Origin of the sequence: Pseudomonas sp. B21-031 (assembly GCF_024748985.1) — a bacterium.
GTDB classification, from domain to species: Bacteria; Pseudomonadota; Gammaproteobacteria; order Pseudomonadales; family Pseudomonadaceae; genus Aquipseudomonas; species Aquipseudomonas kermanshahensis.
In genome coordinates, this window is the sequence record NZ_CP087181.1 from 5,237,222 (window position 1) to 5,262,224 (window position 25,003).

The following is a 25,003-nucleotide window of genomic DNA, read 5'->3' on the forward strand; positions in this document are numbered from 1 at the left end:
GTTGTCTTCACCCTAACGCCATCAGCCCCACGGCTTGTTAGCCGCAGTGGCCCGCGTCATTAGCTTGCAGGTAACACCGCATGGAAATCCGCCATTTCCGCTACTTCCTCTGCGTCGCCCAGCACGGCCATTTCACCCGTGCCGCAGAACAGTTGGGCATCGCTCCGCCTACCCTCAGCCGGCAGATCCAGGACATGGAACGCGAGCTGGGCGTGCGCCTGTTCGAGCGCAGCCAACGCGAGGTGAACCTCACCGCTGCAGGCCAGGCGTTGCTGATCGAAGCCGAACAGGCCGTACGCCAATTCGATGCCGCGCAACTGGGCGCGCAGCGTGCAGGGCGCGGCGAAAGCGGGCGTATCGAAATGGGCTATGTGGCCTCTGCCGCGTATTCGGGCATGCTGCAGCGGCAGGTGACCGGCTTCAGCGAAAGCCACCCGGACGTACGCCTGAACATCCGCGAGCTGCCCATGGTGGAGTTGCCTGGACAGGTGCGCGATGGCCTGCTCGACCTCGCCTACGTGCGCTCGCCAATGGAGCTGCCGGAAGAACTGGAAGCCATCGCCCTGCACCAGGAAGGTTTCGTTCTCGCCCTGCCTGCCAACTCGCGGATCAATGAGTTGCCACAGATCCCTGCATCCCGCCTGGCCAATGAGACCTTCATCCTCCCCGAGCAGATTTCCGGCACGCTCGAGGTCTCGGCACAAGGTGGTTTCGTGCCACGGCTCGGCCCGCAACCTGGGAGCCTGGTCGCGGTCATCACGTTGGTTTCGTTGGGCCAGGGCATTGCCGTGGTGCCGGAGTCGGTCGTGCAGCGCATCAGCCTGGCGCAGGTGAATTACCGGCGCATTGCCGATTGCCAGGCCAGCTCATGGCTGAGCCTGATTCATCGGCGTTTCGAAAAGGCCCCTGCGGTGATCAGGTACATCGAGATGATGCGCTGCCCTGCGCAGTAAAAGTCTCACCAGGGGTGAGACTTTTGGCTTGGACGATTAAGCCGATCCCCTCACCGACCGCGCCGCCACTGCCTGCGTATGCCCACGCGATGTGACTATCCCCAGGAAGGAAATCACAATCGCCAGGCCCAGTGTCGAGCTCACTTCCACCCGGTGCTCAGGTGTATACATCATCACCGCCAGCGCCGCGGCGATGAAGATGATCACCGCCCAGGTCAGCCATGGGAACAGCCACATACGGAACTTCAGTTCGGCGTTCTCGCGCTCCAGGCGGCGTCGCATGCGCAGCTGGGAGATGGCGATGACCATGTACACCAGCAAGGCGATGGCGCCAGAGCTGGCCAGCAGGAACTCGAACACGCCTTTGGGCGCGAAGTAGTTGAGGATGGCGATGGCCGCGCCAATCAGGGTGCTGCCAAATACCGCCGAGCGCGGCACGCCGACCTTGGAGGTCTTGTTCAGGAAGGCCGGTGCGTCACCGCGCTTGGCCAGCGAATACATCATCCGCGAGGCAATGTAGATCGACGAGTTCATGCAGCTGGTAACAGCCACCAGCACCACCAGGTCGACCATGAAGGCTGCGTTGGGGATGTTCATGATCTCCAGCGCACGCTGGTAGGAGCCCACCACCGCCAATTGCGGATCGTTCCACGGCACCACCGAGATGATCACGAAGATCGACAGGATGTAGAAGGTGCTGATCCGCCAGATCACCGAGCGCGTAGCCTTGGCGATGTTGCGTGACGGGTCGCTGGATTCGGAGGCGGCGATGGTCACGGCCTCGGTACCGATGAAGCTGAACATCACGGTGATGAAGGCACCGATGACGGCAGACCAGCCCTTGGGCGCGAAACCGCCGTGCTCAGCGACCAACGTGCTCAAACCGCTGACTTCTCGGTTTGGCAGCCAACCCATCAAGGCCGCGAAGCCCAGGCCGATGAAGCCGAGGATGGCGGTGACCTTGAGAATCGCGAACCAGAACTCGAACTCACCGTACTTGGCCACGCTGAACAGGTTGGTACCTGCCAACAGCAGCACCGAGGCCAGTGCGAAGATCCAGCTGTCCACCTGCGGGAACCAGGCGTTCAGTACATGCCCCGCCGCCAGTGCCTCGATGGGGATGACCAACACCCAGAACCACCAGTACAACCAGCCAATGGTGTAGCCAGCCCAGCGGCCAATGGCCTGGTCGGCGTAGGTGGAGAAGGACCCGGTATCAGGGTGCGCGACGGCCATTTCGCCGAGCATGCGCATGACCAGCACCACCAGGGTGCCGGCCACGAAGTAAGAAATTAGGGTGGCTGGCCCGGCCGCGGCAATCGCGTGCCCGGAGCCTACGAATAGTCCTGCACCGATAATGCCCGCGATGGACAACATCGTTACATGACGTGGCTTGAAACCTTGTGCAAGGTTGCCATCAGATCCCACGGTGTTCATTGATCTTGTTCTCTTTTTGCTGACACAAGGAAGGACGGGGGGCAGGCGTAGGCGAACATTATCTCCTAGAGAGTCCATCGGAATGACACATCACTCACGCGCTGTTGTTGGCCTTTTGCACGCATTCAGAGCAACGCACCAGCAGAATTCGAGGTCCATTTAAGCCCCGTAAGGCGTAGGAAAATTACACGAGAACGTCCCGCAGGTGTGCGATCACGACAACGCTTTTCCATTCCCGCCAGATGTCGCGATTGGCATGTCCAAACGCGCCATCGGGCCGTCTGAAGCTATCGTTTTTCATTTGGGTGTGCATCGCCCTGCAACGCTAGCTGCATCGTCAGGGCTCGGATTCTTGCACTGTAGGAGCAGCCTTGTGCTGCGAAGAGGCCGGTAAACACAGCAAAGATTCACTGTGTGCTCACCGGCCTCTTCGCAGCACAAGGCTGCTCCTACAGAGAGGGTGTGTTGGGCGCTTGGGCAGCGCGCTAGAAAGGGCTCAGCGCACCAGGCAAGGGCGCTTGTTGTCGAACTGCCAGCCCGGTATCAGAAACTGCATCGCCACGCTGTCATCCCGCGCCCCGAGGCCCATGTTGCGGTAGCACTCGTGCGCCTTGGCCAGCTGGTCTTCATCGATCTCCACACCCAACCCAGGCCGCGCCGGCACGCGCACATGGCCGTCGACGATACGCAGCGGCTCACGCGTCAGGCGCTGGCCGTCCTGCCAGATCCAGTGGGTGTCGATGGCGGTGATTTCACCCGGCGCGGCGGCAGCCACCTGGGTGAACATGGCCAGGGAGATGTCGAAGTGGTTGTTGGAATGCGAGCCCCAGGTCAGCCCCCAGTCATTGCACATCTGCGCCACGCGAACCGAGCCCTGCAAGGTCCAGAAGTGCGGGTCGGCCAGCGGGATGTCCACCGATTGCAGCTGGATCGCATGGCCCATCTGCCGCCAGTCGGTGGCGATCATGTTGGTGGCAGTAGGCAGCCCCGTGGCACGACGGAACTCGGCCATCACCTCGCGGCCCGAGTAGCCGTTTTCGGCGCCGCAGGGGTCTTCGGCATAGGCCAGTACGTCGTGCTTGTCACGGCACAGGGCGATGGCCTCTTTAAGCGACCAGGCGCCGTTCGGGTCGAGGGTGATGCGCGCATCGGGGAAGCGTTCGGCCAAAGCGGTCACTGCCTCCATCTCTTCCTCACCGCGCAGTACGCCACCCTTGAGCTTGAAGTCACTGAAGCCATAGCGCTGCCTGGCGGCTTCGGCCAGGCACACGACCGCGTCCGGGGTCAGGGCCTTCTCGTGGCGCAGGCGGAACCAGTCATCGTCCGCCTCCGCTTCGCTGCGGTAGGCCAGGTCGGTCTGCTGGCGGTCGCCGATGTAGAACAGGTAACCGAGCATCTTCACCGCCTCGCGCTGCTGTCCTTCGCCGAGCAGTGCGGCCATGGGCACGTTCAGGTGCTGGCCAAGCAGGTCGAGCAATGCAGATTCGATGGCTGTCACTGCGTGCACGGTGATGCGCAGGTCGAAAGTCTGCAGGCCGCGGCCGCCGGCATCGCGGTTGGCGAAGGCCTGGCGCATGGCGTTGAGCACGCGCTGGTAATGGCCGATGGGCTGGCCTACGACCAAGCTGCGGGCATCTTCCAAGGTCTGGCGAATTTTCTCGCCACCCGGCACCTCGCCCAGGCCAGTGTTGCCAGCGCTGTCGCGCAGCACTACCACGTTGCGGGTGAAGTACGGGCCATGGGCGCCACTGAGGTTGAGCAGCATGCTGTCGTGGCCAGCCACCGGGATCACGCGCAAATCGGTGACCAAGGGGGTGGTGGTGTGAACGGCGGGAGTCGTCTGCATGTTCATGGTTTTATCTCGCAGTCATCAGTGGGTCTGGCCCAGGGCCGAAGGCGCCTTGAGCTCATCGGAAGGAGCGCCCTTGGGGCGAGTGCGTACGAAGAACACGGCGATGGCTGCCAGCACCGACGTCACCGCCAGGCCATACAAGCCGCCCTGGATCGAGCCGGTCTGCTGCTCGAGCAGGCCGAAGGTGGTGGGGGCCACGAAACCGCCGAGGTTGCCGACCGAGTTGATCAGGGCAATCACTGCCGCCGCGATGCGGGCGTCCAGGTAGCCCTGAGGGATCGGCCAGAACAGCGACGAGGCCGACTTGAAACCGATGGCGGCAAAACAGATGGCGACAAAGGCGAACACCGGCCCACCGGTGGTGGACATGAACATGCCGATGGCGGCGACCACCAGCGCGGCGGCTACCCAGGCCTGCTGGAACTTCCAGCGTACCGAGCCGGACGCGAAGGCGTACATCGCCAGGATCGAGATCAGCCAGGGGATCGAGTTGAAGAAGCCAACCTGCAGGTCGCTGAGGTCGCCCATGCGCTTGATGATGCTCGGCAGCCAGAAGGTCGCGGCATAAATGGTCAGCTGGATGCAGAAGTAGATCAGGCAGAACAGCACGATCTGGCGGTCTTTGAGCAGGCTCCAGGCCGAGGTCTTGACGCTACCGACAGCCTCCCGCTCACGCTGCTCGCGGTCGATGGTGTGCACCAGCGCATCCTGCTCGGCCTGGCTCAGCCACTTGGCATCCTGCGGCTTGGAGTCGAGCCAGAAGAACACGAAGAAGCACAGCGTTACCGAGGCCATGCCTTCGATGAACAGCATCCACTGCCAGCCATGCAGGCCAAGGCCCTGGATTTGCATCAAGGCCCCGGCCAGCGGGCCGGAGATCAGCGACGCCAGCGCCGAACCACTGAGAAAAATCGCAATCGCCTTGCCGCGCTCGGCGCCGGGCAACCAACGGGTGAAGTAGTAGATCACCCCAGGGAAGAACCCGGCCTCGGCGACGCCCAACAAAAACCGCAGCACATAGAACTGGGTTTCGGTCTGGACAAAGGCCATGGCCGTGGCTACCAACCCCCAGGTGAACATGATGCGGGTCAGCCACAGCCGGGCGCCGACCCGCTGCAGGAGCATGTTCGAGGGCACTTCGAACAGTGCGTAGCCGATGAAGAACAGCCCGGCGCCAAACCCATAGGCAGCGGCACTGATGCCCAGGTCGCTTTCCAGGTGTGGGCGGACGAAGCCGATGTTGACGCGGTCGAGGTAGTTGACGATGAACATGATGACGAACAGCGGTAGGACGTGGCGCTTGACCTTGGCCACGGCACTGGCCAGAGCGTCGCCATCATTCCCGGCAGACGGAGCGAGGGTGTCGTTCACTTGCGGATCTCCCACTAGTTGTTTTTATGCGGGTTGTCTGACATGACAGTGGGGTGGAGCATATGCCCCGCGCAGTTGTACGACAATATCGATAAAGTCGACAAAAGCTCAAAATACAAGCTGTAAAAATGAGTATTAGCTGCGAACGTGCAAAAACAACCACGCACGAGGTGGTCTTCTCGATCAGAAAAATCAGCGGAAAATATTTTTGTGTTTTAACTTGTCGTACAAGCTATCGATACCACGGAGCACACCATGGACTCAGCACACACCCGTGTGCGCGGCCACAGCCGCGCCCACGACCTGGTCTCCAGCCTGACGCAGCAGATTTTGCTGGGCACCTTCAAGCCAGGCGACAAGTTGCCCTCGGAAAACACCCTGGTGCGTGAACATGGGGTCAGCCGCACCGTGGTGCGCGAAGCCTTGTCCAAGCTGCAGGCCTCAGGGCTGGTGGAGCCCCGTCACGGGATCGGTACCTTTGTGATAGAGCGCCAGCCCCAGGCAGGGCTGCGCGTTGGCGCCGAAAACGCCGCCAGCGTACGCGACCTGCTGGAGCTGCGCATCGGCCTGGAAGGCCAGGCCGCCGCCCTCGCCGCAGTGCGCCGCGACGACGGGCACGTGGCACGCATGCGCCAGGCGCTGGACGACTATCAAGATTTGGCGGCCGCTGGCGACAGCTGCATCGAGGCCGACCGGCGCTTTCACCTGCTGATCGCCGAGGCCACCGGCAACCTGTATTTCAGCGAAATGATGGCCCAGCTCGGCAGCGGCCTGATCCCCCGCAACCGCATGGCCCTGGCCGAACGCGCCGGCGCCAAGCTGGCCAGGCATGCGTACCTGGCCAATTTGGAGCATGAGGCGATACTCAATGCCATCCGCCGCCAGGACCCGGATGCGGCACGGGCGGCGATGTGCCTGCACCTGTCCAACAGCCGCGACAGATTACTGCCCGACTAGGGGCCGCGATGCGGCCCATTCGCGGGCAAGCCCGCTCCCACCCGAACCGTATAGCCTCCAAGGCTAGCGCCGCACCTGTGGGAGCTGGCTTGCCAGCGATGAGGCCGGACAAGGCAATCGCACTCACGGGTGCGATTACCAGGTCAGGCAGATCTTGCCGAAATGCCGGTTGCTCTCTTGGTAGCGGAACGCGTCGACGATCTGCTCCAGTTCAAAGTGCTTGTCCACCACCGGCCGCAGGCCATTGGCATCGATCGCCCGCACCATCGCCTGCTGCTGCGCACGGCTGCCGACCAGCACGCCCTGCAGGCGGATTTGCCGCACCAGTGCCTGAACCAACGGCAACTGCCCCGCTACCCCGGTGAGAATGCCGATCAACGACACATGCCCGCCGATGCGCGTGGCAATCATCGACTGCTCCAGGGTCGCCGGCCCGCCCACTTCGATCACATGGTCGACCCCGCGGTTGTGGGTCAGCTCACGCACCTTCTCACCCCAGGCCGGGGTGCTCTTGTAGTTGATCAGGTGGTCGGCGCCGAGGGCCTTGAGGCGCTCGAGCTTGGCATCGCTGGAGGAGGTCGCAATCACCGTGGCACCCGCCAGCTTGGCGAACTGCAAGGCGAAGATCGACACCCCGCCCGTGCCCTGCACCAGCACGGTATCGCCGGGCTTGAGGTGGTCATCGCTCATCAAGGCACGCCAGGCCGTCAGCCCTGCGGTGGTCAGCGTGGCTGCCTCGGCGTGGCTGTAACCCTTGGGCGCCAGGGTGAAGGCCGTGGCGCGGGCAGTGACCTGTTCACGGGCGTAGCCGTCGAGGCCATCGCCCGGCACCCGGGCAAACCCTTCGACATTGGCCTGGCCGTCGAGCCAATCCGGGAAGAAAGTGCTGACGACGTTGTCGCCGACCTGGAACTCGCTGACACCCGGCCCCACTGCCGTGACTTCGCCGGCACCGTCGGCCATGGGGATACGCCGCTCGCTCGGCCCCCACATGCCGCTGACCACGGCGAAGTCGTGGTAGTTGAGGGAACTGGCGTGCAGACGCACAGTGATTTCGCCGGCCTGTGGCGCAGGCGCCTCGCAGGTGCCGACCTGGACGTTGTCGTAGCCGCCGCCAGGTTGGACGTAGATGGCCTTGCTGCTCATGGCTGGGTCTCCATTCAGGGAAAAACTGCGGTTCAGCATAGCCACTGCAGGCTGCCTCCTCCCGTATGGGAGCGGGTTTACCCGCGAAGAGGCCCGCACGGCCAACAAAAAATCAGCCAAGCATCGCGCGCAACGCTCGGCAATCCGCCGCATGCCAATCCACCAGATGCGGCCAGGGGTTATCCGGCAAGTTGACCAATACGGTACGCGCCCCGGCCGCACGCCCACAATCCAGGTCAAAGCGATAGTCACCCACCATGACCAGCTCGCTCGGCGCCACACCCCACGCCTCTGCAATCTTCAGCAGGCCATCCGGGCTAGGCTTGGGTTCGGCCTCATCACGGCCAAGCACATGTTCCACCGGGAAGCAGTCAGCCAGGCCGATGGCCTCCAGGGTGACATGCGCCAACTCCCGGGCATTGCGGGTCAGGATCGCCAGCCGGCAGCCACGCCCGGCCAGTTCGCGCACCAACTCCACCGCCCCCGTCGCGGCCGTCGAAGCCAGCGCCAGGTCGCGTTCATGCTCCAGCAGCCAGGCGTGCTTGGCCGCCGCTTGCGCCGCCGGCAAGGCCGCCAGGTGGGTCAGGATGTCGTCTTCAGGCGGTATCTCCAGCGCTTCGCGAATCGCCGCAAAGTCATGCACCGCCACGGTCAGGGTGCCGTCCATGTCGAACACCCAGTTACGTACCTCGCCCAGGCTCATGCCCAATCCTTGCGATGGCGAATCAGGCCTTCCTGGCACGACGACGCCACCAGTTGCCCGGCCTGGTTGAAGATGCTGCCACGGCAGAAGCCACGGGCATTGCCGGCCCATGGGCTGTCGGTGGCGTACAGTAACCACTCGTCGGCACGCAGGTTGCCATGGAACCACAGCGAATGATCGAGGCTGGCGATCTGCATGTCGCGCTGCCACACCGATTTGCCATGGGGCAGCAAGGCGGTGGTCAGCAGGCCGAAGTCCGAGGCGTAAGCCAGCAGGTACTTGTGCAGCGCAGGCACGTCCGGCAGGTTGCCGTCGGCACGGAACCAGGCGTACTTAACCGGGTCGCCGGGCTTGGGGTTAAACGGGTCACGCTCGGTCACCGGGCGGATCTCGATCGGCTTGGCGCACAGCACCTTGTCGCGGATGCGCTCAGGCAGGTGCTCAGCCATGGCACTGGCCAGTTCGACTTCGCTGGGCAGGTTTTCCGGGCCGACCACATCGGGCATCTGCGCCTGGTGCTCGAAGCCCTCTTCGTCGTACTGGAACGACGCGCTGCAAGTGAAGATGGTGTGGCCCTTCTGGATCGCCGTCACCCGCCGGGTGCTGAAGCTGCCGCCGTCACGCACGCGGTCTACCGAATAGACCACCGGCAAACTGGCATCGCCAGGGCGCAGAAAGTAACCGTGCAGCGAATGCACATGGCGCGCATCTTCGACCGTCTGGCTCGCCGCCGACAATGACTGGCCCAGCACTTGCCCGCCGTACAACTGGCGGAAGCCCAGGTCCTGGCTGCGTCCACGGAACAGGTTCTCCTCGATGGACTCGAGGCTCAACAGGTCGACCAGGTCGTCCAACACATGACTCATCGGGGGTTCTCCTAGCAAGGCAACACGGCTCTACAGCGCTTTCATGAAGGCGAATGATACAGGGTTTGTCATTCGCACCGCGCATGCCCATCCATTCAGCCGCGCAGGGTCTGCTCCCAGTGTGCGCGGTCGATGCGGTACAGCACATGAGGGCGCAACGGGTGGCCGGCAGGCAGGCGCGGGTGTTCGAAACTGCCGCTCGGGTCATGCTGCATGCCGATGGCCTGCATCACTTTCTGCGAGGGCAAGTTGCTCTCGCTAGTGAACGATACCACCTCGTCCAGGCGCAATTGGGCGAAGGCACAACGCAGGCAGGTCCAGGCCGCTTCACTGGCAAACCCCAAGCCCCAGTGGCGACGCGCCAGGCGCCAGCCGATTTCTACTGCGGGCGCAAAATCGGCATCGAAGCTGACGTTCAGCAGCCCGGTCATGCCGATGAAGGCGCCGCTGTCTTTGCGCTCCAGCGCCCACAGGCCAAAGCCATGCTCATTGAAATGGCCACGGATACGCCCGATCAGTGCGGCCGCCTCCAGGCGCGTCAGGGGCGCCGGAAAATACTGCATCACGTGCGGGTCGGCGCACAGCGCGGCGAACTCGCGCAGGTCGTCGTCGTGCCATTGGCGCAGCACCAGCCGTGCGCTTTCCAGGTGAAGAATCGGGGTCATCGGGCGTGCTCCGGTTTTGCTGTCTTGCAGTTTACAGCGTAGGCGCGGGCGACCGTTTCACTCAAGCGGCAGCGCCTGAATGCATTTTTCACAATGCCTTCACCACCACCCGACAGGCCGCTCACCAGAATGTCGCCAGCCACGACCACACCCGGCGCGGCCATGCCATCGGAGTCACGCATGCTATCGAGCAATACCCTAGGCCACCCTGCCATCCACGCCCGACGTAAGCGACGTTTGTCACGCAAGGCCCTCGGTGCCGCTCTGGGCCTGTGCATGGTCGTGGCGGCGTTGACCACCTGGCTGGCGACGAGGACGCACATCGTGGACCTTGGCAACGAGCAACAGTTGAGTGACAGCGGCCTGCTGCAGGATTGGGCCGAAGGCGCAGTGATCGTGATGATCCGCCATGCCGAACGCTGCGACAGCGCACCCGGGCCGTGCCTGGATGACCCCACCGGCATCACCGTGGCCGGTACCCAGGCGGCCACCCGCGTCGGCCAGGGTTTGCACACGCTGGGCTTAAGCAATGCCGATGTGCTGAGCAGCCCTAAAGTGCGGACTCGCCAGACCGCGCACTTCATTCTAGGCCAGGCCGTGCCGAGCGCTGCCTGGCTGGAGAGCTGCGACAACCAGTTCGCCGAAGAAGCCCTGGCGCGCAAGCGCCCTGGGCACAACCTGGTGTTGGTGACCCACAACGGTTGCATCGACCACTTCCAGCGCCAGCAGCGGGTGGTGGGCGGGGAGCGGGAAAGCGGCTACGCCAGTGCGCTGTTCGTGTCGGTCGACGGCAACGGCAAGGCGCGGATTCTCGGGCGCTTGAACGAGCCGGATTGGCAGCGAGTACTGGCCAGCACCGGCAAATGACACGCTAATATCACAAGCCGGTTGCACGGCGCCCCACAACTGGCAAGATCAGCACTGGCCCCGATTGCGAACCGACCATGCCGTTGCCGCTGATCTACCACGATGACTACAGCCCGGAATTCCCCGCCGAGCACCGCTTCCCGATGGACAAGTTTCGCTTGCTGCGCGACCACCTGGTCGACAGCGGCCTGACCCGTGACCAGGACCTGTTGCGCCCGCAAATCTGCCCCAACGACATCCTTGCCCTGGCCCACGACCGAAGCTACATCGAACGCTACATGAGCGGCGACCTGTCCCGCGAGGACCAGCGTCGCCTCGGCCTGCCCTGGAGCGATGCGCTGGCCCGGCGCACCGTGCGCGCCGTGGGCGGTTCGCTGCTGAGCGCCGAGCTGGCCCTGCAGCATGGCATCGCCTGCCACTTGGCCGGCGGCACCCACCACGCCCATTACGACCACCCAGCAGGCTTTTGCATCTTCAACGACCTGGCCGTGATCAGCCGCTACCTGCTGGAAGCCGGGCGGGTGCACCGGGTGCTGATCTTCGACTGCGACGTGCACCAGGGCGACGGCACCGCGCGAATTCTGCACGACATCCCCGACGCAATTACCGTGTCCCTGCACTGTGAACAGAACTTCCCGGCCCGCAAGGCCCAGAGCGACTGGGACATCCCCCTGCCCCGTGGCATGGGCGACGCGGCCTACCTCAAGGTGGTCGATGACGCCCTCAACTACCTGTTGCCGCTCTACCAGCCAGACCTGGTGCTGTACGACGCCGGCGTCGATGTGCACAAGGACGATGCCCTGGGCTACCTGCAGCTGACCGATGAGGGCCTGGCGGCACGCGACGAATTGGTGATGCGCCAGTGCCTGGGCCGCGACATCCCGGTGGTGGGCGTGATCGGTGGCGGCTACAGCAAGGACCGCGTGGCCCTGGCACGGCGCCACGGCATCCTGCACCACAGCGCGGCGCGGGTCATAGGTTGTTCACAATGACTGTGGAACCGCCTGTGGATAAGCTGCTGGAAAGCGGCTGCAGCCCTTTAGCTACGCCACTTGTAGAGTATTGATCATTTTTTGATCAGTGCTTCCGCCTACCGGCCTGCGCTAGAATGCGCGCTCTTTTCCACAGCCTGCCGCCCCCATGCCCGATCTACACCACTGCACCCCTCCCCTTGTCGCCGTCATCGGTGGCGGCCCTGCCGGCCTGATGGCCGCCGAAGCGCTGGCCCAGGCGGGCTTGGCGGTCGAGGTGTTCGATGCCATGCCCTCGGTCGGCCGCAAGTTCCTGCTGGCTGGTGTCGGCGGCATGAACATCACCCATTCCGAGCCCTACCCGGCCTTTGTCGCACGCTACGCCGAACGCCAGGGCGAGATTGACGGCCTGCTGCGCGGCTTCGATGCCGACGCGCTGCGCCAGTGGATTCACGGCCTGGGCATCGAAACCTTCGTTGGTACCTCGGGCCGGGTCTTCCCGCGCGACATGAAGGCCGCGCCCTTGCTGCGCGCCTGGCTCAAGCGCCTGCGCGACAGCGGTGTAGTTATCCACACCCGTCATCGCTGGCTGGGCTGGCATGACGATGGCAGCCTGCGGATCGCTTATCCACAGGGTGAACGCCAGGTGCACGCGGCCGCTGTGGTGCTGGCGCTGGGTGGGGGTAGCTGGGCGCGCCTGGGTTCGGACGGTGCGTGGCAGCCGCTGCTGGCTGAGCGGGCTGTGGATATCTCGCCCTTGCAGCCGAGCAACTGTGGGTTTGAAGTCGAAGCCTGGAGCACCTTGCTCAAAGACAAGTTTGCCGGCGCACCGCTGAAGAATATTGCCCTGAGCGTGCCCGGCAGCCTGCCGCGCAAAGGTGAGTTCATCCTCACTGCGCAAGGTGTCGAAGGCAGCCTGGTGTATGCCTGGTCGGCGCCGGTGCGTGAGGCCATCACGCGGGAGGGCCGAGGTGTGCTGCTGCTCGACCTGCTGCCGGACAAGGCTGTGGATAACATCGCACGGGCATTGGCCAAGCCACGCGGCTCGCGCTCCATGGCCAAGCACCTGCACAGCCAGTTGGGCATCGATGGGGTCAAGGCGGCGTTGTTACGGGAGCTGACCGATCAGGCCACGTTCGCCGATCCACAGGCGCTGGCACGGGCCATCAAGGCGTTGCCGATCACCTTGGTGCGTACCCGGCCGCTGGATGAGGCCATCAGCAGTGCTGGCGGCGTGCGTTTCGAGGGGCTGAGCGAGGGGTTGATGGTCAAGGCATTGCCGGGGGTATTTTGTGCCGGCGAGATGCTGGACTGGGAGGCGCCGACCGGGGGGTATTTACTGACGGCGTGTTTTGCCAGCGGGCTGCGCGCCGGGCGGGCGGCGGCGCAATGGGTGACGGCGGGGGCGGCCTGATAGATCGCCGGGGCTGCTGCGCAGCCCATCGCCGGCAAGCCAGCTCCTACAGGAGCGGCGTTTGCTGTACCTGTGGGAGCCGGCTTGCCGGCGATGGGGCTAGTAGGCCTTCAAGGCTTACGCTTACGCGGCCCACCATTGAAGCTCGGCACCTTACGCACCGCTTTCACTGACGGCGCCGGGCTCGCCGCCTCGGCACTGTCCATCCAGCGCCCCAAACCACGCTTCGCGCTGTTCTCTTTCGGCTTTTTAGGCTTCTTCGGCTTCTTGATCACCTGGCCACTGGCATCGGTTATCGGCACGCGGTGCTCTGGGATAAAGTCCGGCTCTTCATGCCGCGGCAAGGTCTGGCGGATCAATGTCTCGATCGATGCCAGCATCTGCACTTCGTCGGCACACACCAGCGAAATCGCCTCCCCTTTGTTGCCGGCGCGGCCAGTACGGCCAATGCGGTGCACATAGTCTTCGGCGACGATCGGTAGGTCGAGGTTGACCACCAGCGGCAGGTCGTCGATATCCAGCCCGCGTGCGGCAACATCAGTCGCCACCAACACCTGGATCTCACGGGCCTTGAAGGTATCCAGCGCACGTTGGCGCGTGGCCTGCGGGCGATCGCCATGGATGCCGTCGGCGTTGATACCCTCGCTCAACAAGCGCTCCACCAACTGGTCGACACCGTTGCGGGTCTTGGCAAACACCAGCACCTGGCTCCAGCGCTGCTTGCGCAGCAAATGGCAGAACAGGTCGGCCTTGCGCTTTTTGTCCACAGGCACCAACCACTGTTTGACCGTGTTGGCGGCGGCATTGCGTGGGCTGACTTCAATGCTCAGCGGGTCGTTCAGGGCCAGGCCGGCGAGGACCCGGATCTGGTCCGAGAAGGTCGCGGAAAACAGCAAGGTCTGGCGCTTGCGTGGCAGCGCGGCGTACACCGACTGCAGCTCTTCGGCAAAACCCAGGTCGAGCATGCGGTCGGCTTCGTCGAGCACCAGGGTTTGCACCTGGTTGAACTTCACCGCGTTCTGCCGGAACAGGTCGAGCAAGCGGCCCGGGGTGGCCACCAGCAGGTCGACGCCACGGCGCAGGCGCATCATCTGCGGGTTAATGCTCACCCCGCCGTACACCGCATAGGTGCTCAGCGGCAGGTTCTCGGCATACTCGCGCACATTGTTGTGCACCTGCTCGGCCAGCTCGCGGGTCGGTACCAGCACCAGCGCGCGGATCGAGTTGCTGGCAACCTTCTCACCTTCCAGCGCCAGGCGCTGCAGCACCGGCAGGGCGAAGCCTGCGGTCTTGCCGGTACCGGTCTGGGCCGCAGCCATCAGGTCGCGGCCGGCCAGCACGGCGGGGATGGCCTGGGCCTGGACCGGGGTCGGGGTGGTGTAGTCCAGCTGCTGCAGGGTACGCAGCAAGGGTTCGATCAGGCCGAGTTTGGCGAAATTCATGGCAATACCGTCAGGGGGTTCAGCGAAGGCGGCAAGTTTACCGCAACACCCCCGTCTACTTGCAGATTTCGCCCTTCAACGGTTGCACAGGCGCGGGTGCCTTGCGCCACTGAGGCAGGCCGATCAGCACCACTGCGCCAATGATCACCGCCATGGCCACGCATTCTTCGGCGCCGATCTGTTCGCCGGCGAAGACGATCCCCAACAGCACCGCCACCGCCGGGTTGACGTAGGCATAGCTGGTAGCCGCCGCCGGGCGCACATGCTTGAGCAGGTACATGTAGGCACTGAACGCCAGGATCGAGCCGAAGAACACCAGGTAGGCCAGCGCGCCCCAACCGGCAGCGGTGGGCATCTGGGTCATGCGCTCGCCCGACAGCACACTGCCGAGCAGCAACACAGCACCGCCCACCAGCATTTCGGCGGCACTGGCCATCGGCCCCTGCGGCAGCGGCAAGCTTTTGCTCCATACCGAACCAAATGCCCACGACGCCGCCGCGAACAGAATCAGTGCCGCGCCAATCGGGCTGGCCTGCAAGTTGGAGCCGAGGTTGAGCAGTGCGATACCGGCCAGCCCGAGGCCGATCCCCGCCCATTCGAGCCGCGAGTTGCGGTGGCCGAACAGCAGGCCGAAGACCAGGGTGAACAGCGGCACCGTCGCTACCGCCAAAGCCGCCACCCCGGACGCCACACCGGCGTGTTCGGCCACGGTCACACCGCCGTTACCACAGCTGAGCAACAGAAAGCCGATTGCCCCTGCGGCCCGCCATTGCGGCCAGGTCGGCGCCGGCACACCGCGCCAGCGCAAAAAGCCATACAACAGGCCCCCGGCGATCAGAAAGCGCACGCCTGCCATGAGCATCGGTGGCCACGATTCGACGCCGATGCGAATGAACAGGTAGGTGGACCCCCAGACCAGGTACAGGGCCATGAAGGCACCGATGAGCAGGAGTGGGAAGCGGCGGGAGGCAGGCATGGCTAAGTACTCGAAATCCGTTTACGGGTGACTTAGTTTAGAAAGGTCACTGCGTAAACTTAAGTTACAAAACCGGAATAAATGAGCGACACACTTGGTGGGGGTACGTTGAGGTTGTGGGTAGGCCTGGGTGGTTGGCTTGAGGTTTTTGGGGTGGTTGAGATCGAGCGCCGCCCGCGCGGCGCTTCGCAGCACAAGGCTGCTCCTACATCTGTTTCGGGCCAGTCAGGCCTGTGGTATCTGCGCGCGACCGCCTTGTTTACCGGACTCGATATCGCGCCATGCCCCGGGGGCCCGCGCGCCAATGCCCCAAGAATAACTGGCCCAAAACAGATGTAGGAGCAGCCTTGTGCTGCGAAGCGCCGCGCGGGCGGCGCTCGATCTCCCAGGCGCTAAAAACCTAACGCCATGCCCCTCTTCGCCCTGACGCCATCAACACCGCTCCACCTCGCGCCCCGACCCCGCGCTCAATGCCGCAACAACAACCGTCCCTCAATAGGCACATAACGGCTCGCAGCACGGATCAGTGACATCGCCGTAAGCCCAGGCACGCCATACACCACCGCTTCGGCACCATGGCGCTGGATAACCCGCTCCAGCAACAAATCGAAGTCGCCATCACCGGAGGCCAACACCACCTGGTCCACGCGGCTGGCGGCGTCGATCACATCCAGGGTGATGCCCACATCCCAGTCACCTTTGGCCGAGCCGTCGCTACGCTGGATGTACGGTTTAAGGCGTACCTCGAACCCGAGGTTACGCAAGATCTGCTGGAACTGCTGTTGCTTGCTGTCACCGCGATCGATGGCATAGGCCACGGCTTCGACGATCTGCCCTTCACGGCTGACCTCGGCCCACAACGCGGCGTAGTTGAAATGGCAGCCATGCGCCTGGCGCACGGTGTAGTAGAGGTTCTGCACGTCGGCGAACAACGCGATCTTTTTCACGGGAACCTCATGGTCTGATGGAACCGGGGCTGCCGTGCAGCCCCAAATGCCAGCAGTATGCCAGACCCGTCAGACGTAGGAATCGTCGTCGGAGAAGAACCCACCGTCACCACTGCCGTAGTCGGTATCAGCGTAACCGCCCTGGTCATTGCCCCAACCGCCGTTGTCGGCCACCTGCTGCTGCCCGCCCTGGTCGTTCCAGCCGCCGCTGTCGCTGGCCGGTGTCGGCTCTTCCTTGATCACTTCCACCACTTCCTCTGGCTGCGAGTTGTGGTTGAACAGGCTGCTGATCCCTTGGGCCAGCAACACCCCGCCGGCCACGCCGGCAGCGGTCTGCATCGCACCGCCGAGGAAGCTGCTGGCGCCCCCTCGCGCCGGCGCTGCGCCAAAGCCAGCTTGCTGCTGTTGCTGCGGTTGCTGCGGGCTAAAGCCCGGCGCCGACGGTTCACGCCAGCCACCCCCGCCAGCAACGGGCGCCGAGGGGCGCTGCGGTTGCACGGCCGGTGGCGTGTTACGCCCACCCGAACCAAAGATGCTCGACAGAAAACCACCGCCACCGTTGCTGGTGGGGCTGCTGTTACCGGCGCGGCTGGCTTCTACCTGTGCGCGAGCTTGCTGGAGCTCCGCCTCCAGTTGCTTGTTCTGCTCGTCAAGGCGCTTGATCGCGGCTTCTTGAACGAGGATCGCCTGGGCCATGTAGTAAGGCGCTGCCGGCTGCTGACGCACATGCGCTTCGATGCACGCCTGGGCCTGCGCGTCACGCGGCTGGCTCGGGTCTTCCGCCTGCTTGATGCGGCCGAACAGGCTATCGATCAGGGTTTGTTCTTCAGTGTTCATGAAGCTACCTCATGGGGAAGCGGGACAACGGACAGCGTCAAAGATGGGGCGTTCAGGCACTGGATTCAATCACCTCGGCGGTGAAACTTTTTTCAGCAAGTGACAGCTACACGCCTGCTTTGGGCTAAAGTACACCCCTGCTTTTACTGCCATGCGATGTTGACCGATGAATCCGCTGAGCGTTCTGCGCGACTCCCTGTACTTCTTCCGCCGCCACCTGCCGAACATCCTCCCGCTGTGCCTGCCGCTGGTGGTGCTCGAAGCCTTGCTCACCCAGCTGCTGTACCGGCAAATGGGCGACCAGGCGTCGCCGGCCTACGGCATGCTGGTCAGCTTGCTGTTGTACCCGCTGTACAGCGCGGCGCTGATCCTTTACCTCGACACCCGCAGCAATGGCCAGGAGATCGCCAAGCGCGACCTGTTTGCCCGGGCCGTGCAACTGTGGCCGCAGCTGGCCCTGCTGATTCTCATCAGCTCCCTGCTGATCATGGCGGGCTTGGCGTTGTTCATCTTCCCGGGCGTGTGGATCATGATCAACCTGGTGTTCGCCGAGTACCTGCTGGTACTGCGGGGCCTGCCAGTGGTGCAGTCGATGCGCGAAAGTGCGCGGATGACCACCGGCAACTTCCTGCGCATCATGATTTGCGTGCTGGCGGTGCTGGCGCCGATCTGGCTGATCGACGGGCTGCTGCTGATGGCTTTCCCAGCGCCGTCCCCCGGCATGGAACTGGCCATGGACAGCCTCAGCGGCTTCTTGCAGCTGTTCAGCACCGTGGTGCTGTACCGCCTGTTCATGCTGCTGGAGTCTCCTGCCAGCAGCTGAGAACAGCGCCGTGAAAAGGTTCACGGTGCCCCCACCTGCCATGCCTGTCTACCGTGCGTGCTTCTTCAATTGAATTCGAGAAAGCACCATGGACGAAGACATTCAAGCGAGCCACGCCAAGTCGTTCCGCGGCAAACTGTACATGCAGTCGGGCGGCCGCAATATTCCGCTGCGGTTGAGCCGCAACAGCGACAATCCCACCTGGGGCACACCCGAAGAGGACTGGCTGCAAGTTGGAGGACGAGAAGACTCGCCAACTGTGGACTTCCATTTCGACTCCCAGACCGAGGATCGACTGCATTATCACCTCTGCATTCCATGGTATCCGCGCACCAAGAAACTGGGCGTTAGCCGCAACGGCTACCTCGGGTTCTACTGGAACGCCGAGGTCACCGACTTCTGGAAAGTCGAACCCTTGCAAATGACCGAGGACGGCCTCGTTTGCTATCTACGTGACCACAGGGGCCACCGGGTTGGCGCGCTGCACAATGATCCGCATTTCAACGGGGACCGGATTGCATTTCTCAACGTAGAGGAAGGCGTGGTCGCCACCTTCCTGCTCAAGCAGCTCGGTTGAAGGCAGTAGGTCAGGTACCTCGCGGTTTGGCCCGCGCCGTGGCCTCGGCCACCAGCGGGTCATCCGGCCAATAGTGCTTGGGATACCGGCCCTTGAGGTCCTTCTTCACTTCGGCATAGGTCGTGCGCCAGAAGTTGGCCAGATCTTGGGTCACTTGCACGGGCCGGCGTGCTGGCGATAGCAGGTGCAACTTGACCTGCTGTCGCCCTTGGGCGATGCGTGGCGTGTCTGCCAGACCAAACAGCTCCTGCAGGCGCACGGCGAGGATGGGCGGGTTTTCGCTGTAGTCCAGCCGTATGTGCGAGCCGGACGGCACGGCCAGGTGTGCCGGCGCCCATTCGTCCAGGCGCTGCGGCAAGGGCCATGGCAACAGGTTGCGCAGCATCGACGACAGGTCCAGCGCGGCAAAATGGCTCAAGCGGGACACCTTGCCCAGGTAGGGTTGCAGCCAGCCTTCCAAGTTCGCCAGCAGGGCTTCGTCGCTCAAGTCTGGCCATTCACTTTGCCCGGTCTTGTCCAGGTCCAGCTGACGTAACAACGCCACCCGCGCCTGCCACTGGCGTAACTCGGGCGTCCAGGTCAGCAGGTTCAAGCCTTTACGCCGTACCAGGCCGAGCAGGGCCCTGGCGCGGGCGTCGTCGTCCAGGCCAGGCAACGGCTCGCGGCTGAGCACTAGCTCGCCGACCTTAATCTGGCGCTCGGCGCACAGCACCTGCTCGCGGTCGTCCCAGTCGAGGATATCAATACGCTCGACCTGCTCGGCCAGCACGTCGTCCAGCAGTGCGGGGTCGAACTCGGCAGCCAGGTAAATGCGTTCTTCCCGCTGGCCTTGGCGGCTGCCCAGGTCGGCAACCACCAGCCAGGGGCACTTCATCAGCGCATCGACCTCGGCGAACAGGGCCGCGCGGCCATTGGCCAGGCGATACTCGGCACCGCCCTCGCGGCGCTGCTGGGCAACCCGGTCTGGGTAGGCCAGTGCCAACAGTGCGCCCAACCAGCGTGGATGATCAGGGTCGGCAACCCCAGCGCCTGCCTTGCCACGCAGCAGCCCACGGTACTGGCGGGCCAGCTGCCGCGCACGCTGCACGCCGCCCTGCCCGCCTCGCGCTGTTTTGCTTTCACCGCTGATCAGCGCCAGCCGGCTGTGCAGGTCGGCGCCACCCCCGCGCTGGATATCACGCTCACCCAACAAGGCCGCGACATCACAGGCCATGGCCGCCAAGCCTAGATCCTGCCCGCGCAGCAGCAAATGGGCGATACGTGGGTGGGCCGGCAGTTCGGCCATGGCCTGGCCGTGCTCGCTGAGGTTGTCGCGGCTGCCCGCCTTGAATGCACTGAGCCGTGCCAACAGGTCCTGGGCCTGGGAGAACGCCGCTGCGGGCGGCCGGTCCAGCCAGCGCAGTTGATCAGGGGTGACGCCCCACCGGGCCAGTTGCAAGGCCAGGCCGGCGAGGTCGGCCTGGAGGATTTCTGCGCTGCCATGCGCCGCCAATTGGTCATGCTGGGCCTCGGACCACAGCCGGTAGCACACCCCCGGCTCCAGGCGTCCAGCCCGGCCGGCGCGCTGGGTGGCGCTGGCGCGCGAGATACGCTGGGTGTCGAGCCGCGTCATGCCGCTGCCGGGGTCGAAGCGCGGCACCCGTGCCAAGCCGGTATCAACCACCACGCGCACACCGTCGATGGTCAGGCTGGTTTCGGCGATGTTGGTCGCCAGCACCACTTTGCGCTTGCCGGCAGGGGCCGGGTCGATCGCCGCACGCTGGGCATTGAGGTCGAGCTCGCCGTGCAATGGGCAAAGCAGGATGTCGGAACGTTCGCCCAGCATGTCCTGAAGGCTCTGATGAACGCGGCGGATTTCGGCCTGGCCGGGCAGGAATACCAGCACGCTGCCGGTCTGGTCCGCCAGCGCCTGGAGCACGCAATCGACGACCCGCGGCTCGATGAACTCGCCCGGCTGGAACGGCCGACCCCAGCGGATATCCACCGGGTACATGCGGCCTTCGCTGCTGACCACCGGCGCATCGTCGAGCAGCCGCGACAGCCGCTCGCCCTCCAGCGTCGCCGACATCAGCAAGATTTTCAGGGGCGGCTCGTCACGTAGCAGTTCACGCCCATTGAGGCTCAAGGCCAGGGCCAGGTCAGCGTCCAGGCTGCGTTCGTGGAACTCGTCGAAGATCAACAGCCCCACGCCATCCAGCGCGGGGTCTGCCTGCAAGCGGCGTGTGAGGATACCCTCGGTGACCACCTCGATGCGGGTCTTCGGCCCGACCTTGCTGTCCAGGCGAATGCGGTAGCCCACGGTCTCCCCGACCTTTTCACCCAGCTCGCTGGCCAGCCTTTCGGCCGCCGCGCGGGCGGCCAGGCGGCGTGGCTCGAGCATCACGATGGTTTGCCCGGCCAGCCACGGCGCGTCCAGCAATGCCAAGGGCACACGGGTGGTCTTGCCGGCGCCGGGCGGTGCTTCGAGCACGGCTTCGTCGCGGTTTTCCAGGGCCTGGCGCAAGGCGGGCAAAACAGTATCGATCGGTAATGAAATCATGGTGGTCCTCGAACAGTCGGGCGAGTATAACGGCGAACCCAGCCTGCTCTATCATGGTCTTAGCATCAGGTGCTGGCGCTTCGCTTGCCCTGCTGAATACCTTTTCGGAGATTTACATGCGTATCCCATCCCGTGTCATCGGCGGCGCCCTCATCGTCACCTTGCTGACCCAGCTGACGGCCTGCGGCACGCTGTTCTACCCAGACCGCCGCGGCCAGATCGACGGCAAGATCGACCCCGTGGTCGCCGCCATGGATGCCATCGGCATTCTCTTCTACGTGATCCCCGGGCTGATCGCCTTCGGCATCGACTTTGCCACCGGCGCCATCTACTACCCGGGTGGCCGCACAGCTCAGGTCGCCCCAGAGAAACTGCGCGAAGCGGTAAGCCCGGACGGCAAGGTCGACAACCTCAAGCTGCAGGCCATTCTTGAAAGCGAACTGGGCCAGCGCCTGCCGCTGAACGACCCGCGGCTGATCCAGCACCGTGGTAGCGTCGAGCAACTGGCCGCCTACCAGTTGGTACCGGCTGCCTGACCCAGACAAGGACATCGCCCCGGCATGATCACCCCGGCTGAACACCAGCGCCTGCTGCGCCTGGCCACCCGCGCGTCACTGGCGGTGGCCAGCATCCTGGTCGTGAGCAAGGCGCTGGCCTGGTGGCTGAGCGGCTCGGTCAGCCTGTTGGCCGGGTTGACCGATTCGGCACTGGACGCTGTCGCCTCGTTTCTCAACTTGCTCGCCGTGCATTACGCCCTGCGCCCGGCCGATGATGACCATCGGTTTGGCCACGGCAAGGCCGAGGCCTTGGCGGGTATGGCCCAGGCGCTGTTCATCGCAGTCAGCGCAGTGCTGATCGGGGTACAGGCGGTCGAACGCCTGCAAACCCCACAACCCTTGGGTGACACGGGCGTCGGCATCGCGGTCATGCTGCTTTCACTGGCCTTGACCGTTGCCTTGCTGGCGTTGCAGCACAAGGTCATACGCCTGACCGGCTCCACTGCGGTGCGGGCCGACTCCCTGCACTACCGCTCAGACCTGCTGCTGAACGGCAGCATCTTGCTGGCTTTGCTGCTGACCCAATTTGGCTGGTCGCAACTGGATGCCCTGTTCGGCTTGGGCATTGCCTTCTACATTCTCTGGAGTGCGCTGCAGATCGCGCGGGAAAGCACCGCCATCCTGATGGACAAGGAGCTGCCGGGCGATGTGGGCGAGGCCATGTCCGCCCTGGTGCTGGCCATCCCTGGCGTGAAGGGGGTGCATGATGTGCGTACACGGGTTTCGGGCAACCAATGGTTCGTGCAGTTGCACCTGGAGTTACCGGGCGAGCTGGCGCTGCATGAGGCGCACAGTCTGTGCGTGGCGGCATCGGAGGTGATTCGCCAGCGTTATCCACAGGCGGATGTGATGGTGCACGCGGACCCGGTGTAATCCTGTCCGGCCCTATCGCCGGCAAGCCGGCTCCCACCCGAACTGTGTAGCCTCGAAGGCTAGCGCCGCACCTGTGGGAGCTGGCTTGCCAGCGATGAGGCCGGCACAAGCACCACAAGACAGTTGCTCCCACAGGAAAACCCAGGCCTTGAGCACTGCACAGTTCTGTGGGAGCCGGCTTGCCGGCGATAGGGCCGGATCATTCAGCGACAATTTCAGTTGATGCTGTAACCCCGCCCGCTGAAACAGGCCCCCAGCGCACGCCGGTAGGTATCGGTCACATTCAAAGGGGGTGCATAGGCCGCTGTCGCCGGGTCAAAGCCTGACTGGCTCACCGCCCAACGGTGGCACTGGTAGCGGTCCTGTTCCTGCTGTTCCTGGCCCTGGCCATACATCGGATAAGCCACCACGTCGTAGCCGCCAACTGCGGGTGGCACAGGCGCGGGTGCAGCCATCGGCGGGTTGACCACCACATACTCGCGGCTATCCGCCAGGTACTGGTAATAGGTATCGGCCACCAGGAAGAACAGCGCCCCACCCAGCCACACCTCACGGGCATACGCCGGCAGGTACTCCACCCGCGCACCATAAGGCGGTGCCACGACGATGTAACTGCCGCCGTGCGGTCGATACCAATAGCCGCCCGAATAGAAGTAGTCGTGCCCGCGGTAAGGCACCTTCCAGTAGCGATCCGGGAAGCGGTCGATGGTCTGCCCTGGGCGATACTGCGGCCCTGGCCCCCAGCCATTGCCATGGCCGTCCGGGCGCCCCTGCCAGTCACCGCCCGGCCGCTGCCCCGGCCCACCGGCTTGCCAATAGCGGTTATCGCCATTGTGCCGGGGGATGTCCTGGTAATAACCCTGGCGCGGGGGCTGCGTCTGGCGTACTTCGTCGCGCGAGTTGAGCGGGGAGCGGCCTGCGGCAGCGCCGTTCGGGTCCTGTGGCCCGTTGCCGCCATGGCCCCCGCCATGCCCCTCATCAGGCCCCTGCGCCACAGCGCCAAGGCTGATGCTCAACGTAACCAAACCAACACCTGCCCACTGCCAGATGCGCGACTTCATGGTGCCCCTCTCGATCAAAATGACTGCAGCCGCTGCCAGTCTACCGCGCCGTCCACACCGGCAACTTAAAATCGCGGACATGAAAAAAGGGAGGCCATTGGGCCTCCCTTTGGGAATTGTCGTCCGTGCTCGGCACTTGTGGCGCCGGCTCACCTCACGCCGTCTTCTGGACGGTGTGTAGCCCGGGGGCCTGGCGGATCCTGTTGGATGGCTGGGCCGCGACCGCTCGCCTAGAGCGCGTCGCCGTGGACTGATGTCCGGGCAGTGATTCTGTGGATAAAGATACCGGGCAGCGGGCGACAGAGGATTGCGAAGATTGCTCAGATAAATAGCACTTGCGCAATTTTTCACCTTAGATTGATAATTCACCGCAATCTGAACAGAAAAGGCATATTCCATGAGCAAACTTGACCGCTACGACCTGAGCATCCTCGCCGAACTGCAGCGCGATGCGCGCATTTCCAACCAGGAGCTGGCCGAACGCATCGGCTTGTCGCCTTCGCCGTGCTCGCGTCGGGTCAAACAACTTGAGGACGACGGCTACATCTCGCGCCAGGTTGCCCTGCTCGATCGCAAGAAGCTGGGGTTGAGCCTGACCGCCTATGTCCTGATCGGCATGGACCGCCACACCCCAGAGCGCTTCGAGACCTTCGAGGCCGCCATCCGCAACTTGCCCCAGGTGCTTGAATGCAGCCTGGTCACCGGTATGGACGCCGACTACCAGCTCAAGGTGGTGGTACCGGACATGGACCACTATCAGAAATTGCTACTCGGCAGCCTGACCCGTATCGAAGGCGTCACCAGCGTGCGTTCGAGCTTCGTGCTCAACCAGGTACTGGCCAGTACCGAGCTTCCATTGACCCACCTGCGTTGAATACTTCATCGCCCGGCGTATGATCGAGCGCTCAGCCTGCCTGGAGAACACTGATGGATCCCGCCGTATTCGAAGAATGGATGATGATCATCCTCGTCACCGTGTTGATCGGTTTCATGGGCTTTATCGTCTGGGACCTGGCGAAAAAGTCCAAGGCCGGGCGGTTTGGCACCCTGATCCTGTTCTTCGTCCTGGGGCTTGGGGTACTGGCCTTTATCATCAAGAGCGTGGTGGTGGCGTTTCTGGAAGGGGTGTAACAGCCGGGCATGGGCCAGGGACCTGTGGGAGCTGGCTT

Annotated in this window: 25 protein-coding genes; 11 read left to right on the forward strand and 14 right to left on the reverse strand. The window is 63.9% G+C overall.

The window, feature by feature from the left end:
* Positions 1 to 80: 80 nt before the first annotated feature.
* A complete protein-coding gene (locus LOY53_RS23395) occupies positions 81 to 953 on the forward strand; it encodes a LysR family transcriptional regulator (protein WP_252825917.1) in 873 nt (290 codons plus the stop codon).
* Positions 954 to 989: 36 nt separating this feature from the next.
* On the opposite strand, the gene gabP is transcribed toward LOY53_RS23395, so the two are convergent.
* The 3 genes from gabP to LOY53_RS23410 all read right to left on the reverse strand — a co-directional run bounded on the left by gabP (position 990) and on the right by LOY53_RS23410 (position 5,613).
* Positions 990 to 2,390, reverse strand: coding sequence for a GABA permease (gabP, locus tag LOY53_RS23400; protein WP_027595068.1), 1,401 nt, complete (start codon positions 2,388 to 2,390; stop codon positions 990 to 992).
* A gap of 496 nt (positions 2,391 to 2,886) precedes the next feature.
* On the reverse strand, positions 2,887 to 4,242 hold the full coding sequence (gene gudD, locus LOY53_RS23405; protein ID WP_258703341.1) for a glucarate dehydratase: 1,356 nt from the start codon (positions 4,240 to 4,242) through the stop codon (positions 2,887 to 2,889).
* A gap of 18 nt (positions 4,243 to 4,260) precedes the next feature.
* Positions 4,261 to 5,613: an MFS transporter gene (locus tag LOY53_RS23410; protein ID WP_252825919.1), complete on the reverse strand. Its 1,353-nt coding sequence runs from the start codon at positions 5,611 to 5,613 to the stop codon at positions 4,261 to 4,263.
* 255 nt (positions 5,614 to 5,868) lie between these two features.
* Between LOY53_RS23410 and LOY53_RS23415 the strand changes: the two genes are divergently transcribed.
* Positions 5,869 to 6,570 (forward strand): FadR/GntR family transcriptional regulator, encoded by a 702-nt coding sequence (locus LOY53_RS23415; protein ID WP_252825921.1) that lies wholly within the window; start codon positions 5,869 to 5,871, stop codon positions 6,568 to 6,570.
* A gap of 135 nt (positions 6,571 to 6,705) precedes the next feature.
* Here LOY53_RS23415 and LOY53_RS23420 read toward each other — a convergent pair whose 3' ends face one another.
* The 5 genes from LOY53_RS23420 to LOY53_RS23440 form a co-directional block, all read right to left on the reverse strand.
* On the reverse strand, positions 6,706 to 7,716 hold the full coding sequence (locus tag LOY53_RS23420) for an NAD(P)-dependent alcohol dehydrogenase (protein ID WP_085272362.1): 1,011 nt from the start codon (positions 7,714 to 7,716) through the stop codon (positions 6,706 to 6,708).
* A gap of 112 nt (positions 7,717 to 7,828) precedes the next feature.
* Positions 7,829 to 8,419 (reverse strand): HAD family hydrolase, encoded by a 591-nt coding sequence (locus LOY53_RS23425; protein ID WP_027595073.1) that lies wholly within the window; start codon positions 8,417 to 8,419, stop codon positions 7,829 to 7,831.
* A complete protein-coding gene (gene tesB, locus LOY53_RS23430) occupies positions 8,416 to 9,285 on the reverse strand; it encodes an acyl-CoA thioesterase II (RefSeq protein ID WP_033701677.1) in 870 nt (289 codons plus the stop codon). The genes LOY53_RS23425 and tesB overlap by 4 nt, the downstream gene beginning before the upstream one ends.
* A gap of 95 nt (positions 9,286 to 9,380) precedes the next feature.
* A complete protein-coding gene (locus tag LOY53_RS23435; RefSeq protein WP_252825923.1) occupies positions 9,381 to 9,950 on the reverse strand; it encodes a GNAT family N-acetyltransferase in 570 nt (189 codons plus the stop codon).
* Positions 9,947 to 10,132 (reverse strand): hypothetical protein, encoded by a 186-nt coding sequence (locus LOY53_RS23440; RefSeq protein WP_252825925.1) that lies wholly within the window; start codon positions 10,130 to 10,132, stop codon positions 9,947 to 9,949. Before LOY53_RS23440 ends, LOY53_RS23435 begins: the two co-directional genes overlap by 4 nt.
* Between LOY53_RS23440 and LOY53_RS23445 the strand changes: the two genes are divergently transcribed.
* From LOY53_RS23445 to LOY53_RS23455, 3 genes are all read left to right on the forward strand, one after another.
* Positions 10,131 to 10,817 (forward strand): histidine phosphatase family protein, encoded by a 687-nt coding sequence (locus LOY53_RS23445; protein WP_099455373.1) that lies wholly within the window; start codon positions 10,131 to 10,133, stop codon positions 10,815 to 10,817. The genes LOY53_RS23440 and LOY53_RS23445 overlap by 2 nt on opposite strands.
* 77 nt (positions 10,818 to 10,894) lie before the next feature.
* A complete protein-coding gene (locus tag LOY53_RS23450) occupies positions 10,895 to 11,809 on the forward strand; it encodes a histone deacetylase (protein ID WP_258703342.1) in 915 nt (304 codons plus the stop codon).
* A 148-nt stretch (positions 11,810 to 11,957) separates the two neighbouring features.
* Complete coding sequence (locus tag LOY53_RS23455) at positions 11,958 to 13,202, forward strand: TIGR03862 family flavoprotein (protein WP_252825928.1); 1,245 nt, start codon at positions 11,958 to 11,960, stop codon at positions 13,200 to 13,202.
* A gap of 110 nt (positions 13,203 to 13,312) precedes the next feature.
* Here the strand turns inward: LOY53_RS23455 and LOY53_RS23460 are convergent, their stop codons facing one another.
* From LOY53_RS23460 to LOY53_RS23475, 4 genes are all read right to left on the reverse strand, one after another.
* Positions 13,313 to 14,644 carry a DEAD/DEAH box helicase gene (locus tag LOY53_RS23460; RefSeq protein ID WP_258703343.1) on the reverse strand — a complete coding sequence of 444 codons (1,332 nt, stop codon included), beginning with the start codon at positions 14,642 to 14,644 and terminating at the stop codon, positions 13,313 to 13,315.
* A 55-nt stretch (positions 14,645 to 14,699) separates the two neighbouring features.
* On the reverse strand, positions 14,700 to 15,620 hold the full coding sequence (yedA, locus tag LOY53_RS23465; RefSeq protein ID WP_099455376.1) for a drug/metabolite exporter YedA: 921 nt from the start codon (positions 15,618 to 15,620) through the stop codon (positions 14,700 to 14,702).
* A 467-nt stretch (positions 15,621 to 16,087) separates the two neighbouring features.
* Entirely contained in the window at positions 16,088 to 16,567 is a 480-nt protein-coding gene (locus tag LOY53_RS23470) for an NYN domain-containing protein (protein ID WP_027595082.1), read from the reverse strand.
* A gap of 69 nt (positions 16,568 to 16,636) precedes the next feature.
* A complete protein-coding gene (locus LOY53_RS23475) occupies positions 16,637 to 17,404 on the reverse strand; it encodes a DUF2076 domain-containing protein (protein ID WP_258703344.1) in 768 nt (255 codons plus the stop codon).
* Positions 17,405 to 17,570: 166 nt separating this feature from the next.
* Here LOY53_RS23475 and LOY53_RS23480 point away from each other — a divergent pair, with 166 nt between their 5' ends.
* Positions 17,571 to 18,227, forward strand: a complete 657-nt coding sequence (locus LOY53_RS23480) for a YciC family protein (protein ID WP_099455378.1) — start codon at positions 17,571 to 17,573, stop codon at positions 18,225 to 18,227.
* A gap of 88 nt (positions 18,228 to 18,315) precedes the next feature.
* Complete coding sequence (locus LOY53_RS23485) at positions 18,316 to 18,804, forward strand: hypothetical protein (protein ID WP_099455379.1); 489 nt, start codon at positions 18,316 to 18,318, stop codon at positions 18,802 to 18,804.
* A gap of 10 nt (positions 18,805 to 18,814) precedes the next feature.
* On the opposite strand, the gene hrpB is transcribed toward LOY53_RS23485, so the two are convergent.
* A complete protein-coding gene (gene hrpB / locus LOY53_RS23490) occupies positions 18,815 to 21,343 on the reverse strand; it encodes an ATP-dependent helicase HrpB (protein ID WP_258703345.1) in 2,529 nt (842 codons plus the stop codon).
* A 116-nt stretch (positions 21,344 to 21,459) separates the two neighbouring features.
* Between hrpB and LOY53_RS23495 the strand changes: the two genes are divergently transcribed.
* Both LOY53_RS23495 and LOY53_RS23500 read left to right on the forward strand, forming a co-directional pair.
* Positions 21,460 to 21,879 carry a hypothetical protein gene (locus LOY53_RS23495; RefSeq protein ID WP_027592641.1) on the forward strand — a complete coding sequence of 140 codons (420 nt, stop codon included), beginning with the start codon at positions 21,460 to 21,462 and terminating at the stop codon, positions 21,877 to 21,879.
* A 24-nt stretch (positions 21,880 to 21,903) separates the two neighbouring features.
* A complete protein-coding gene (locus tag LOY53_RS23500; protein WP_027592640.1) occupies positions 21,904 to 22,773 on the forward strand; it encodes a cation diffusion facilitator family transporter in 870 nt (289 codons plus the stop codon).
* A gap of 215 nt (positions 22,774 to 22,988) precedes the next feature.
* On the opposite strand, the gene LOY53_RS23505 is transcribed toward LOY53_RS23500, so the two are convergent.
* A complete protein-coding gene (locus LOY53_RS23505; protein ID WP_252825932.1) occupies positions 22,989 to 23,834 on the reverse strand; it encodes a DUF6515 family protein in 846 nt (281 codons plus the stop codon).
* A 397-nt stretch (positions 23,835 to 24,231) separates the two neighbouring features.
* On the opposite strand from LOY53_RS23505, the gene LOY53_RS23510 reads away from it, so the two are divergent.
* Both LOY53_RS23510 and LOY53_RS23515 read left to right on the forward strand, forming a co-directional pair.
* A complete protein-coding gene (locus LOY53_RS23510; protein ID WP_003249795.1) occupies positions 24,232 to 24,708 on the forward strand; it encodes an Lrp/AsnC family transcriptional regulator in 477 nt (158 codons plus the stop codon).
* A 53-nt stretch (positions 24,709 to 24,761) separates the two neighbouring features.
* The gene (locus LOY53_RS23515) at positions 24,762 to 24,965 is read left to right on the forward strand and encodes a DUF2788 domain-containing protein (RefSeq protein ID WP_027592638.1); all 204 of its coding nucleotides are present in this window, start codon (positions 24,762 to 24,764) and stop codon (positions 24,963 to 24,965) included.
* Positions 24,966 to 25,003: the final 38 nt, after the last annotated feature.